Annotated in this window: 9 protein-coding genes and 1 tRNA gene; 6 read left to right on the top strand and 4 right to left on the bottom strand. The window is 67.9% G+C overall.

Annotated elements, in window-relative coordinates:
• Positions 1-173: 173 nt before the first annotated feature.
• Positions 174-246 (bottom strand) — tRNA-Arg (locus CV1CTNOD_RS07085).
• Positions 247-571: 325 nt separating this feature from the next.
• Between CV1CTNOD_RS07085 and ssb the strand changes: the two genes are divergently transcribed.
• From ssb to ettA, 3 genes are all read left to right on the top strand, one after another.
• Complete coding sequence (gene ssb, locus CV1CTNOD_RS07090) at positions 572-1,204, top strand: single-stranded DNA-binding protein (RefSeq protein WP_131785357.1); 633 nt, start codon at positions 572-574, stop codon at positions 1,202-1,204.
• 220 nt (positions 1,205-1,424) lie between these two features.
• Complete coding sequence (locus tag CV1CTNOD_RS07095) at positions 1,425-3,437, top strand: glycosyltransferase family 39 protein (RefSeq protein WP_165485360.1); 2,013 nt, start codon at positions 1,425-1,427, stop codon at positions 3,435-3,437.
• A gap of 271 nt (positions 3,438-3,708) precedes the next feature.
• Positions 3,709-5,391 carry an energy-dependent translational throttle protein EttA gene (ettA, locus tag CV1CTNOD_RS07100; RefSeq protein WP_131785359.1) on the top strand — a complete coding sequence of 561 codons (1,683 nt, stop codon included), beginning with the start codon at positions 3,709-3,711 and terminating at the stop codon, positions 5,389-5,391.
• Positions 5,392-5,723: 332 nt separating this feature from the next.
• Here ettA and CV1CTNOD_RS07105 read toward each other — a convergent pair whose 3' ends face one another.
• A complete protein-coding gene (locus tag CV1CTNOD_RS07105) occupies positions 5,724-6,137 on the bottom strand; it encodes a globin (protein WP_131785378.1) in 414 nt (137 codons plus the stop codon).
• A 282-nt stretch (positions 6,138-6,419) separates the two neighbouring features.
• Positions 6,420-8,132: a glycoside hydrolase family 13 protein gene (locus tag CV1CTNOD_RS07110; protein ID WP_131785379.1), complete on the bottom strand. Its 1,713-nt coding sequence runs from the start codon at positions 8,130-8,132 to the stop codon at positions 6,420-6,422.
• A gap of 184 nt (positions 8,133-8,316) precedes the next feature.
• Between CV1CTNOD_RS07110 and CV1CTNOD_RS07115 the strand changes: the two genes are divergently transcribed.
• Complete coding sequence (locus CV1CTNOD_RS07115; protein WP_242606440.1) at positions 8,317-10,347, top strand: ATP-binding SpoIIE family protein phosphatase; 2,031 nt, start codon at positions 8,317-8,319, stop codon at positions 10,345-10,347.
• Positions 10,348-10,413: 66 nt separating this feature from the next.
• Here CV1CTNOD_RS07115 and CV1CTNOD_RS07120 read toward each other — a convergent pair whose 3' ends face one another.
• Positions 10,414-10,929: an HNH endonuclease gene (locus tag CV1CTNOD_RS07120; RefSeq protein ID WP_013872912.1), complete on the bottom strand. Its 516-nt coding sequence runs from the start codon at positions 10,927-10,929 to the stop codon at positions 10,414-10,416.
• A 316-nt stretch (positions 10,930-11,245) separates the two neighbouring features.
• Between CV1CTNOD_RS07120 and CV1CTNOD_RS07125 the strand changes: the two genes are divergently transcribed.
• Together CV1CTNOD_RS07125 and CV1CTNOD_RS07130 are read left to right on the top strand one after the other, a co-directional pair.
• Positions 11,246-12,532 (top strand): mechanosensitive ion channel family protein, encoded by a 1,287-nt coding sequence (locus CV1CTNOD_RS07125; protein WP_131785361.1) that lies wholly within the window; start codon positions 11,246-11,248, stop codon positions 12,530-12,532.
• 230 nt (positions 12,533-12,762) lie between these two features.
• Entirely contained in the window at positions 12,763-13,509 is a 747-nt protein-coding gene (locus tag CV1CTNOD_RS07130; protein ID WP_131785362.1) for a response regulator transcription factor, read from the top strand.
• The last annotated feature ends 52 nt before the right edge of the window (positions 13,510-13,561 follow it).

Consider the following 13,561-nt stretch of genomic DNA (forward strand, 5'->3'; position numbering starts at 1 on the left):
CCACGGGGACAGCGACCCGATGGATCTGGACGCGGTCACCGTCGGCCGACGCGAGGACGGCTACCCGTGGCTGCTACAGGGGTTGCTACACGTGGGGGTCCTGGGAGGCTCGATCCTCGGCCGGACACGGGTCCGGGGACGCGATGATGCAGCGTGGGGGCTTGATCCCCGAGTGCGCCCGGCAGGGATCGAACCTGCGACCTGGTGCTTAGAAGGCACTCGCTCTATCCGCTGAGCTACGGGCGCGCACCACCTATTGTGCTGTCTCCTATCGCGATCACTTAGCACGGTTCCCGCCGGCAACGAAATGACTCCATTTAACCACTTTGAGTGCTCGGATCTGGTGGTCATCTGGAGGTCAAATCTCTGACGCTCGCATGGCGAAGGTAGATCGCGCATCTGCCCGGCTTCGTGCCTGTGGATGGATGCGGTCTGTCCACAGGTGGAGGAACGCAGGTGCCAGGCTGGCTGCGGGGCTGGAGAGTGTGAGTCGGGACGAGATACCGATCCGGTCACAACGACCGTCCGTCACACGGAACCAAGCCAGCTACCCCATGATCCGGGAGGAACCATGATCGAGGCGTCGGTCACGCTGCTCGGCAACCTTGTCGACGAGCCTGAGCTGCGATGCACGCAGAACGGGAACTTCGTCTGCTCCCTTCGCCTGGCCAGCACGTCGCGCCGGTTCGACCGCACGCAGAACCGCTGGGTGGATGGTCGCACCGTCTTCATCACGGTCACCTGCTGGCGGCATATGGCTGAAAACGTCGGCGCATCGTTGCGCAAGGGAGACAGGACGCTCGTGGTCGGGCGGCTACGGCAGAGATCCTTCGAGACCCATGAGGGAAACCGCCGGGTCGTCTACGAGGTGGATGCCGACGCTGTTGCGGTTGATCTTGCACGTCAGACGGCAGAGGTCCGGCGGACGGTTCGCTCGAATGGGGACGATCAGGCTGCGGAAGGGGTGGCGTCAGGGCAGGGGGCCGTTGGTACGACCGACGGAGCCGGTGTGCACGATGGCAGGAGCGAGGCACGCTTCGAGACCGGTACGGAGTATCGCGACGGAGATCTTGCCGACACGGGTGCGGCCGACACGGGTGCGGATGAGCCGTTCGGCAGGTCGCTGCTCGGTGCCACCGCGCCGGTGGCAGAGTTCGACGAGGTGCCGCCCCCAGCCACGGCTCTCCACCCGGCCACAGTGTGACGCAACGGATTCGACCAGCTCCGATTTGTCCATCGACTCGGCTGTCCGCCCGCGCTGACACGGACCCGTGCCCGATCGGGATGGAAGCTGTGGGTAGCGTCGGTCCGTGACCAGCGCGCGGGGGGCCGACACGCCAATGCCCATCCCGGTGCCGCGGGGGCAGGCGGGAACGTCCCGGACGGATGGTAGCGGCCCGGATACGGAATCCACGGATCAGTCCATGGATCAGCGGCCGGAGCCGTCCGACCGGCACCTCTCTGACCGCCGGTCGGACGGTCGGCCGGCTCGTGGGCCGGGGTGGCGATATTCACGTGCGGTCCTGCGATCACGGTTGGCCGCGGTATCCCGGCCCGGCTGGACGGTCGCGGTGGCGGCCCTGCTCAGCGCGGTTGCCGCCGTACTGATCAATCAGCATCTGTTTCCCTACCTGTCGATCAACAACGACGAGGCGCTCTACCGGCTGCAGGCCCAGACTTTGGCGGGAGGCGACTTGTTTCCATCAGCGCCGCCGTCGGCCGAGTCCTACGCACCGTGGCTGGCGACGGTTGTCGATGGTCACTATGTACTGAAGTACACCCCTGTGATCGCTGGGTTGTTAGCCTTGAGCCTAGTGATCACCGGCGGGACGGCCGCGGCGCTTGCCTTTGTCGCGGCTGCCGCGGTCGGGGTGACCTACCTCGTCGGGATCGAGCTGCTCAACGACCGGCGGGCCGCCGCCGTCGCCGCGTGGTTGCTGGCCCTGTCACCGCTGACAGTCCTGCACAGCGCGATGCTCTTGCCGTATCTGCCGGTGCTCGTCCTGTCCGAATGCGTGGTGCTCGGACTGCTGCGTGGGCTGCGTACCCGTCACCGGCCGCCGCTCATCGGTGCCGGGCTGGCATTGGGGCTTGCGGCGGCGGTACGTCCGTACGACACCGTGCTGGTACTCGGCCCGCTTGTGCTGTGGGTGGTGTGCCGAGGTGCGCGTGGACGGCGGTGGTGGGTGCTGCGCTGGGTGGGAACAGGGCTGGTTGCTCCGGTCGCCCTCCTACTCGGCTACAACGCGGCGGCGACGGGCAACCCCTTCCAGCTTCCGTTCGCGCTGCTGGAACCCGATGACAAGTTGGGTTTCGGGGTCCGCAGGCTTTTTCCCACCGACACCGCTCACCGCTTCGGGGTAGCCGAAGGGATCGCCGCCATCGGCGATCACCTGTGGCTGCTCGGCGCCTGGGCGTGCGGAGGGGTTCTCCTCGCGGTCCTGTCGGCCGCGACGGTCGCCCGCCGTCGGCTGTCCGCCCCTGCGCTCGCGGTCGGAGCCGGCGCCCTGCTCCTGATTGTCGGGTACGTCGGGTTCTGGGGCGCCTGGAACGCTGCCGACCTGTGGGGCGGCACCCGCTACATCGGCCCGTTCTACCTCATGCCGGTGCTGGTCACGCTTGTCCTGTTCGGAGCCCGCGGGCTGGTGGACATGGCCTCGGCGTGGCCACGCATCACCGGTCTCGCCGCCGGCGCGGGTCTCGCTCTGAGTGCGTTCGTCCTGGTCGTCGCATTGCAGGACAACATGACGTTCACCCGGCGTGATCGCGATCTGTCGAATATGATCGCTACCCAAGCTGGTCCCATGTTGGTCATCGTTCCGGTCGACCCGGCCTTTCTCATGCACCCCACATCGGTGGTGTCCAATTCGCCGACGCTGGACGACCGGGTGCTGTACGCGGTCTCGCGGGGGCAAGCCGACTTCGACGTCGTCGCCGATCATCCGGACCGGCCGGCGTACCTGCTCAGGTTGGCCATCGGTTACAACCGGACGCTGGCATCGTCGTCGGCAGCCCAGTTGGAACGCCTGCGGGTGGTGCACAGCGCGAGTGTCGACGTCGGCATCACCGCGTCGGTGCCGGCCGGTGCCCGGGCGGCCCGTATCGAGGTGACTGGAGGCGGCAGGCGGAGCTCCTTCCCGGTGAACCCGGATCAACCACTGGTGGGCCGGCTCACCATCAGCCCCGACGGTGTGGACACAACCGGCCTCGGGTTCCGTCCGAAAGTCAGCGATGTCCTTGCCACAAAGGACCGTTCGGTGACGCTGAGGCTGTTCTACACCCCGTCGGCAGATGGCCGTGAACGTCTTCTTGACTGGACTGACCTGCCCGTTCGCGTCGATTCCAGGCAGGCCGCGGTCAGGGTCTTGGTACCGGACAGTCAGGTGGGTGCGGTGGGATCGGGGGTGACGCCGACGATCCGGCTCAGCGCGGGCTGACGACCCGCACCTGTGTCCGGCGGCGGATTCCCAGCAGTCCGAGTCCGCCGCCTCGTGGTGCCCGGCCCCTGCAGTATCTGCCCGGTGCCGGCCCGGATGAGGACGCCAGTCGCGGCTGCGGGATCCGCCCTTGCAAGTACCTGCCTGGGCCGGCCGCGGCGGAGGCTACGGCCCATGGCGAGGAGCTCTGCCGCGGCCGTACCTGCCCGGCCGGTGAGGTTCGCCGGACCGGCCGGACCGACAGGCCCATCTGACCCATAAGGTTGACCGCATGGCGCAGTACGTCTTCCAGATGCGCAAAGTGCGCAAAGCCCACGGTGACAAGGTCGTTCTCGACGACGTCACCCTGTCGTTCCTGCCCGGCGCAAAGATCGGTGTCGTCGGTCCGAACGGTGCGGGTAAGTCGTCGTTGCTTAAGATCATGGCTGGTCTTGACCAGCCGAGCAATGGAGACGCGACGCTGAGTCCCGGTTTCACCGTCGGCATGCTTGCGCAGGAACCGCCGCTGGACGAGACAAAGGACGTCCGCGGCAATGTCGAGGACGGCGTCCGGGAGATCCGTGAGGTCCTTGCCCGGTACGAGGAGATCAACGAGAAGATGGCCGCGCCGGACGCGGACTTCGACTCCCTCCTCGCCGCGCAGGCAGCCCTCATCGACAGGATCGAGGCGGCGAATGCCTGGGAGCTCGACAGCCAGCTCGACCAGGCGATGGACGCGTTGCGCCTGCCTCCCGGCGATGCCGATGTGACCAAGCTCTCCGGTGGTGAGCGGCGCCGTGTCGCGTTGTGCAAGCTCCTGCTCGAAGCTCCCGACCTGCTCCTGCTGGACGAGCCCACGAACCACTTGGACGCCGAGAGCGTCGCCTGGTTGGAGCAGCATCTGGCCCGCTACGCCGGAGCGGTGCTCGCGGTCACCCACGACCGCTACTTCCTCGACAACGTCGCCGGCTGGATCCTCGAACTTGACCGTGGCCATACCTATCCGTATGAGGGTAACTACACCACGTACCTGGAGGCCAAGGCCGCTCGGCTCAAGGTCGAGGGTGGCAAGGACGCCAAGCGCAAGCGCGTCCTTACTCAGGAGCTGGAATGGGTGCGTTCGAACCCGAAAGCCCGTCAAGCCAAGAGCAAGGCACGTCTCGCCCGGTACGAGGAGCTGGCAGCCGAGGCCAACAAGGCGCGTCCTCGCGACTTCGAGGAGATCCAGATCCCGCCCGGCCCGCGGCTGGGGAATGTCGTGATCGAGGCGAAGAAGCTACGCAAGGGCTTCGGCGATCGGCTTCTCATCGACGACCTGTCGTTCTCGTTGCCCCGCGGTGGCATCGTGGGTGTGATCGGCCCGAACGGCATCGGCAAGACCACCTTGTTCACCATGTTGACCGGTCAGGCGACTGCCGACGCCGGTGAGCTGCTCATCGGTGAGACCGTGGACATCGCCTACGTGGACCAGAGCCGTGCGGGTCTCGACCCGAAGAAGAACGTGTGGGAGGTCGTCTCCGACGGGCTCGACCACATCATCGTGGGCAAGGTCGACCTACCGAGCCGCGCCTACGTGTCGTCCTTCGGCTTCAAAGGGCCTGACCAGCAGAAACCCGTCGGTGTCCTCTCCGGCGGAGAGCGCAATCGGCTCAACCTCGCACTGACTCTCAAGAAGGGCGGCAACCTGCTGCTCCTCGACGAGCCGACCAACGACCTGGACGTCGAGACGCTGCGTTCGCTGGAGGACGCACTCGGTGAGTTCCCGGGCTGCGCGGTGGTGATCTCTCACGACCGGTGGTTCCTCGACCGTGTCACCACTCACACCCTCGCCTGGGAGGGCACGGACTCCGACCCGGCCCGCTGGTTCTGGTTCGAGGGGAACTTCGCGGACTACGAGGCAAACAAGATCGACCGTCTGGGTGCCGAGGCGGCACGGCCACACCGGGTGACCTACCGCAAACTCACCCGAGACTAGGGCACCGGCCAGGTAGTGCGGACCCCGTCCGCAGCCACCCGCAGGGGTCATGATCCAAACGAGTTTGTTGCTGTGCACGCTTTTCGGCCGAATTAGCGTACACGGCGACAAACTCGTGCCGATCTTCTCTGGTGGCCAGCGCTCATCGACGCATGCCAGCGTTCGCCAGGCCACGCATGGTTACATGACCGGCGTACTGGTGGTATCCGGGACTGTCGGTAACCAGCGTGGGCCGTGTCTTCCGGGGCGCAGCCGCGCCCTGCGGGTGAAGGCATGCCTTCCGGAGTGCACACGGGTGGATACGTGAGTGGACGCGGGTGTGCTCCCCGGATTCACTCCGGGTGGTTGACCAGGGAGCTGGCGGCCATCGTCAGGTAGTCCCAGAGGGGTTGGAAGTGCTCCGGTGGCAGGTTGAGCTCGTTGACGGCGGCTCGCATCCGGACCAGCCAGGCGTCCCGCTGGGCGGGGCCGATCGCGAACGGCGCGTGCCGCATCCGCAGCCGGGGATGTCCGCGCTGCTCGCTGTAGGTTGACGGCCCGCCCCAGTACTGGACGAGGAACATCTGCAGCCGCTCCTGCGCGCCGGAGAGGTCTCCCTCCGGGTAGAGCGGGCGCAGCAGCGGGTCCTCGGCAACCCCCGCGTAGAAATGGGCTACCAGCCGCCGGAAGGTCTCCTCGCCGCCTACCGCGTCGTAGAAGGTGTCTGCCGGGCGGGCCGTGGACGGTTGCTGGGTCACGCCATCCATTGTGCTGGACGGATCGTGGGCAGCGAGCATGATGCGGCCAACGGCATCTTTTCGGATCACCGGTTGCCGTCCGCGTCCCGGTTCCCCCACGGTGCATCGCAGTGGGGGAACCGGGACGGCGAATTCTAGCGGGGAACCGTGGCGTGGCGTCAGCCTGTTGGAGGTGGAGGTTGGAGGTGGAGGAAGGCCGGCGGACCTCGGATGCGCATCGCAGCGGGGGAACTGTGGTGGCGTACCGCAGCACAGTGTCAGCCGCAGCACGGTGTCAGCCGGAGTGCGGTGTCAGCCGGAGTGCGGCGCGAGCCAGACCGTCGTGTCCGGGGGGAGCGTCAGGGTGGCTCCGTCGTAGCCGACCGGGCTGCTGGCCAGCACAAGACGTCCGGGTATGGCCAGGCTGACATCCGTCTCGGCGGTGGACATGACACAGGTCAGGCCAGTCGTGCCGGATGCGCTTGGCAGTGCATCGGATGCGTTCGACGGAGTGTCTGACGCGACCAGTAGTGTGTCGGACGCGTCTAGTGGTGTTCCGGGTGCGTTCAGTGGCCCCGGGCGGTCGAATGCCAGGACCGCGGGCACGGTGTCGTCGCGCCAGCGCAGTCGACCGGCTCCGAGCACGGGCAACGCCCGCCGCAACGCCAGCGCTCCGCGTACCAGTACCAGCGTCGACACCGGGTCGGACGCCTGTGCGGCGACGGTCAGCTCGGCCCAGCCGTCGGGCTGGGGCAGCCATGGCGGTACGCCGTCGGCGCCGCCGAACCCGTACGGTGCCCGCTGTCCTGACCAGGGTAGCGGGATCCGGCAGCCGTCCCGGCCGGGGTTGCGCCGCCCGGATCGTTCCCAGACGGGGTCCTGCCGGTACGCCGACGGCACGTCCACCTCGGGCAGGCCCAGTTCGTCGCCCTGGTAGAGGAAGACCGGCCCGGGCAGGGCGAGCAGGGTCAGCAGCGCGGCACGGGCCCGACGCAGGCCGGTCTCGCCGCCCCCGTAACGGCTCGCCGGCCGGGTGACGTCGTGATTGGCCAGCACCCAGGTGGTGGGCGCGCCCACCTCGGCGGTGGCGGCCAGATCCGCGGTGATCGCCGTACGCCAGGCCGTCGCCGACCACGGGGCGGCCAGCAGCGAGAAGGCGAAGGTCAGGTGCAGTTCGTCGGGACGCACGTAGCGGGCCAGTCGACGTGGGTCGGCCACCCAGGTTTCGCCGACGAGCGCCCTGGCCCGTCCGTCGCGGCGGCGGTAGTCCTCGATGATCGTGCGCCAGTGCTGGTAGATCTCGTGCACGCCTTCTTGATCCCAGCTGTGGGGTTCGGCCCGCTCGCGGAAGAAGGGGACGTCTTCGGCCGGGCGCGGTGGATTGTCCGGCAGGATGTCGTTCTTGACCAGGCCGTGGGTGACGTCGATGCGGAAACCGTCGACACCGCGATCGAGCCAGAACCGGACGGTGGCGTCGTGGTCGTCGCGCACCCGGAGGTGCCGCCAGTTCCAGTCGGGCTGTTCCGGCGCGAACAGGTGCAGGTACCACTGGCCGTCGGCCACCCGGGTCCAGGCCGGCCCACCGAAGACCGAGACCCAGTTGTTGGGTGGCTCGCGGCCGTCTTCGCCCCGCCCGTTGCGGAAGATGTACAGATCCCGCTCGGGGGAACCGGCGCCGGCTGCCAGCGCGGCGCGAAAGGCCGGGTGGGTGTTGCTGGAGTGGTTCGGGACGAGGTCGACGAGAACCTTCAGCCCGTGCCGGTGAGCTTCGGCGAGTAGCGAGTCGAAGGCGGCCAGATCGCCGAACAGCGGGTCGACGTCACGGTGGTCGGCGACATCGTAGCCGTGGTCGGCCATGGGGGAACGATAGAACGGGGTGATCCAGATTCCGTCCACGCCCAGGTCGCGTAGATAGGGCAGGCGGGAGGAGATACCGGTGAGATCCCCGACCCCGTCGGAGTCGGAATCGGCGAAGCTGCGGATGTAGACCTCGTATATTACGGCGTCGAGCCACCAGTCACCCATGGTCTCATCCAATCCCGCAGCTCCGTCGCTGTCCGGCGTCCGTCGCCGAATCTTTCCAACGATCGCGGGCCCGGCTCCCCGGGCGCGAAATGTCAATGATCGAACCGCCTTCGGCCCGCTGGTCCGGAGCCTGTCGCCAGGCGCGATATCCGATAACCGAACTAGACTCCGCCAGGTGGAGGAGGTGACGACACGTTATCAACTGACTTCAAAAGGTGTGCACAGTCCGTTCGTGCTTGTCCGGCGGGTTGTGCATGAGCGAATCGGACGCCTCGGTGGCATCCTCGCCGGCTATGCTTTCGGTAGCAATATACTTACTAAAAGCAACGGCACGGCCGCCGGTGACAATACGGCCGCTGGTGACAACGCGGCGGGCAACGCCATCCGGACGGGCGCGGCCCTCACCGGGATGGCGGCGGGCCGGCTCGGGTCGGTTCTGGCCGAGCTCGGCCGAGGGACGTGGTCACTGCGCCAGATACTGGGCCGTCCTCGCGAGCGTGCCCCCGAGCGGCTCGCGCTCGAGCAGCTGGGCTTTCTTTCCGACGCCGGACTGGTGCTGTCGAGTTCCCTCGTCCCGCAGCGGATCATCGATATGATCGCGTCGCTGGCGGTACCACGGCTTGGTGACGGCGCCATCGTCTTTCTCCGTGACGGCGAGAAGGTACGCCTCGGCGCGATCGTGCACCGTGACGGCCGGGTCGCCGAGTATCTGCGCAACTTCGTTGCCACCCGGCTGCCGAGTTTGGACAGTGAGGACGGGCCCGGTCTCGTCCTGCGGACGGGTCAGACCTGGTACATGCCGTACCTGACCGACGAGCTGATGGCGCGGATGTCCACAGCGGGCATGGCCGATGCTCCGTTCCCCGCGTTCCTGAAGGGTCCGACGATCACTGTTTCGATGCCGGGGCAGGGCCGGGTACTCGGTGCTGTCACGCTTGTGCGCAGTTCGGGGACCTACACTCCCGTCGACATCAGCCTTGCCGAGCACCTGGCCCGGCGGGGGGCGGCCGCGCTCGACAACGCGCAGCTCTACAGCATCGAACAGGAGTCCGCTCTCACCCTGCAACGCTCGCTCCTGCCGGAGAACCCGCCCGCGCTGCGGGGGGTGGAGATCGCGATGGAATATCGTCCCGGAACGGCCGGGACGGAGGCCGGCGGCGACCTGTACGACGTGATCGCGCTCCCCGGCGGCCGGGTCGGGATCGCGATCGGAGACGTGATGGGACGCGGCCTGCACGCGGCTGCGGTGATGGGGCAGCTGCGGGCGGCGTTACGCGCGTACGCGCTGGAGGACTGGGCGCCGGCCGAACTGCTGTCCCGGCTCGACCGGGTCGTGGACTCGCTGCCCGGGCTGCACCTGACGACGTGTATGTACATCGTCTACGACCCGGTGAGCCGTCGGGCCACCGTGTCCAACGCCGGCCATCTGCCACCGTTGCTGGTCATGCCCGACGAGGAGCCGGACTACCTGGTCCTCGATCCGGGACTGCCGCTCGGTGTCGGCGGCGCCGGAGCGTTCTCGGAGACGTCGCTGGAACTCCCGCCCGGTTCCGGCATCGTCCTGTACACCGATGGGCTTGTCGAGTCCCGCCGGCACCCGCTGGAGGACGGCATGGATCGGCTGCGCCGCGGGTTGGTCAGGGCGAGGGAGGACTCGGCGACAGCGGATGCCGGGACGCCCGCCGCGGGGGTGCCCTCGCCAGGTTCGGCGCGGGCGCTGCTGCGCCAGTGCCTGGCCGCGTCCGGAGTGGCCGTGCAGACCGACGACGACACGGCGTTGCTGGTGATGACCACCTATCCGTCCCGGCCGGCTCTGGTGGACGTGGCGTTGCCCGCCGAACCCGAGTCGGCCGTTCACGCCCGCTCGGCGCTCGCGCGAATCCTCGCTGGACAGCGTCTTGCCGCTGTCGCGGACGACGCCTTGCTGCTCGTCAGCGAAGTGGTGACGAACGCGGTGCTGCACGCCCGCAGTGATCTCGTGCTGCGCGTTCACCAGGAAGGGGACCGGTTGCGGGTCAGCGTCGAGGACCGGGAAAGTGCCAGGATGCCTCGCCGTCAGACACCACGAGATGACGGAGAGTCGGGCTGGGGTCTGCTGATCGTTGATGTGCTCGCACACGGGTGGGGGGTGGAAACCACCGGTGACGGCAAACGGGTGTGGTTCGACCTGATGATCCCGGCGAGCGGCAACGCCGACAGGACGCTGTCGCGCTGACTACTCGCTGCTCGTCCCGTCCGCTGGCTGGCTGCTCGTTGCGTCGGGGTGGTCGGCCGCCCGGGGTCAGGCGGACGCGGCCTCGTCACCGTCGGAGCTCAGATAGCGCGACCAGCGCGGATCCATCCGACGGCTGCCCAGGATGCGCCAAGCGGCTCCGCTCGGCGCCCGGGGAGCCGTGCGAAGCCGCCAACCAAGATCAGCCACAGCTCGGTCGGCTTTCAGATGATTGCAGCGGCCGCAGGCCGCCACCACGTTCTCCCATACATGAGCGCCCCCGCGGGAGCGGGGGATGACGTGATCCAGCGATGTTGCCGGCGCGCCGCAGTAGACACAACGGTGATGATCCCGGGCCAGCACCCCCTTGCGGGTGAGGGGGACCTGCGAACGGTAAGGTACACGGACAAACCGAGCCAGCCGTACGACGACAGGCACCTCGACGGTGTACGTGGCCGAGTGGAGAACTTTGTCCCCGGGTTCGACCATGACTGCCTTCTCGGTGAGCACGAGCACCAGCGCACGCCTCTGTGAAACCACGCATAACGGTTCATACGTGGCATTGAGAACCAGCGCTTCTGTCACGCGCCGACCTCCTCGCCCTACCGGATGGCGACCGTCATGAGCTAGCCACCGGTGACACTGAGATAGTCAACCGCCTTCGGGCCTCGAACGCGAGTGGGTTTGCGATTGTCGCCGGGTAATCATTGACACACTGCGCAACCTGGCCCCCGTCCGACAAGCCTAGCGTAGCCAACAGTTTTCTGTGTGTTATGGGCGGGTGTCGGACCCCTGTTCGGTAGCTGACACGTATCGGTAAGACTGGATGCCGCCGGATCCCCTGGGGGTCGCCCACCCGAAAGTTCGAAATTGATCACATGTGAGGAGCTGACTGGAGGCCGTGGCCAACTCCCCGTCCCTGCTTGCCCAGCCGTTCGGGTCGTTACTGCCCCCGGTGGCCGCAGCGTCGAGCTCGCCGCCGCCATCGCCGGCCGCTGTGCCCGCCGCATCCGCGAGCGTGCCCGTACCGATCCCGACCGACGTCCCGCTGGGACCCAGCCTTGGCCAGATCAGGGACGCGCTGCAGAACGCCTGCGGAGCGCACCCCGGGGTGTTGTGCCGTACGGTCTACGACGTCACCCACAGCCAGTACCTTGCCGGCGGTGCCAACGTCTTCGTCGGCACGCCGCTGAAGATCCTGCTGATCCTGCTGGCTGCTTTCATCATCCGGTCGCTGCTGCAGCGGTTCATCGTCCGGACGACCCGCCGAGCCTCCACCGGAGGGTCGGGAGGGATACTGCGCTCCGGGCGCGCGGTGCTTCTGGGCGCGTTCGGTGATCCCACTGTGCTGCTGGAGCGACGCCGGCAGCGCGCTGAAACGGTCGGATCACTGCTGCGCAGTGTCACGTCCGTCATCGTCTTCGGGATCGCCTTCGTCACGGTCCTCGGCGAGCTGGACATCAACCTCGCGCCGATCGTGGCAAGTGCCGGAATCGTCGGCGTCGCGGTCGGCTTCGGCGCGCAGAACCTCGTCCGGGACTTCCTGGCCGGCATGTTCATGCTGCTGGAGGACCAGTACGGCGTGGGTGACGTGATCGACGTGGGGCCGGTCAGCGGGAACGTCGAGGCGGTCAGCCTGCGTGTCACCCGCCTGCGTGACGTTGAGGGCACCGTCTGGTACGTCCGTAACGGCGAGATCGCCCGGGTGGGGAACAAGGGCCAGCAGTGGGCACGGACAGTGCTCGACGTACCGCTCGACTACGACACCGACGTGGCCACGGCCAAGCGGATCCTCAAGCGGACGGCGGACAAGCTCTGGACGGATCCGCAGTTCGCCGCAGCCATCATCGAGGAACCCGAGGTGTGGGGGATGGAGTCGATGACCGCGGACGGCTACGCACTGCGCGTCATCGCCAAGACGCAGCCGCTGAAGCAGTGGGACGTCGCTCGCGCCCTGCGTGAGCGCTTCCGCGCGGCGCTGGAAGCCGAGGGCATCGCGCTCGGCAGCGTCCAGCGCAGCGAGGTCGTCATGATCGATGATGACGAGGAGCCGCGCGCCGATGACGAGAAAGGCGATGCCGGCCCGCACGCGACCAGCGCGACCGACAGCGGTCCCATCCCGGAGCTGGCCGGTCCCGCGCCCTCACCGGTGGGCCGGTCGTCCGGTCCCGCGTCCGCTTCTCGCTGACTCCCCTCGTCCGCGCCGCCGCTGGCTGGGCGGCCAGGTTGCCGGTGCCGCCTTCGTTCGACCGGATCGCCAGTGCCGCCTTCGGTCGGCCCGATTGTCGGCAGTGTGTCCGGCCGGATTGCCGGCGGTGTGTCGCGGTAGCTGAACCGCGGATAAGGATCACGGTAGGCGAAGCTGAGAGTTGGTCGCACCGGCTCCTGTCGCGCTGTGGGCCGGGCAGACTGTGTGGTGTGCGTGTACTGGTGGTCGATGACGAGCCGGCGGTCCGGGAGTCCCTCGAGCGATCGCTGAGGTTCGAAGGCTACGAGGTCAGTTCCGCCCGGGACGGGGCCGAGGCGTTGGACGCGGTCGCCCGCGACCGTCCGGACATCGCCGTGCTCGATGTGATGATGCCGCGGGTGGACGGCCTGGAGACCTGCCGGCGGCTGCGGGCCCGAGGCGACGACCTGCCCGTCCTCATGCTCACCGCCCGTGACGGGCTTGCCGACCGGGTGAGCGGCCTGGATGTCGGGGCCGACGACTACCTGGTCAAACCGTTCGCGCTGGAGGAACTGTTCGCCCGGCTGCGTGCCCTCACCCGCCGGGCGTCGCTGTCGGCCCGGGCGGCCAGCGCCGCCGCTGTTGCGGCCGGCGGGAGCGCGGACTCCTCCGCCGGTCTCGCCCCGGGGCTGCCGCAGGTGCTGGCGTTCTCCGACGTCCGTCTCGACCCGAGCAGCCGGCAGGTGACCCGCGGGGATCGCGACCTGACTCTCACCAAGACCGAGTTCGACCTGCTCGAGCTCTTCCTCGCCCACCAACGCCAGGTGTTGTCACGTTCGACGATCATGGAGAGGGTGTGGGGATACGACTTCGGTCCGTCCTCGAACTCGCTTGAGGTGTTCGTCAGCTACCTGCGTCGCAAGCTGGAGGCCGGCGGTGAATCCAGATTGCTGCACACGGTTCGCGGGGTCGGCTATGTCCTGCGGGAGACGGCGTGACGGACGGCGTGGCAGGCGCGGACGTGACGGCTGTCGCGGTCGGATCGAGCCC

It is taken from the genome of Protofrankia symbiont of Coriaria ruscifolia, assembly GCF_900634745.1.
GTDB lineage: Bacteria > Actinomycetota > Actinomycetes > Frankiales > Frankiaceae > Protofrankia > Protofrankia californiensis.

Coding starts and splice junctions, on each gene's coding strand:
- ssb (WP_131785357.1), top strand. CDS start 572: ATGATCGAGGCGTCGGTCACGCTGCTCGGCAACCTTGTCGACGAGCCT.
- CV1CTNOD_RS07105 (WP_131785378.1), bottom strand. CDS start 6,137: ATGGATGGCGTGACCCAGCAACCGTCCACGGCCCGCCCGGCAGACACC.
- CV1CTNOD_RS07095 (WP_165485360.1), top strand. CDS start 1,425: ATGGATCAGCGGCCGGAGCCGTCCGACCGGCACCTCTCTGACCGCCGG.
- ettA (WP_131785359.1), top strand. CDS start 3,709: ATGGCGCAGTACGTCTTCCAGATGCGCAAAGTGCGCAAAGCCCACGGT.
- CV1CTNOD_RS07110 (WP_131785379.1), bottom strand. CDS start 8,132: ATGGGTGACTGGTGGCTCGACGCCGTAATATACGAGGTCTACATCCGC.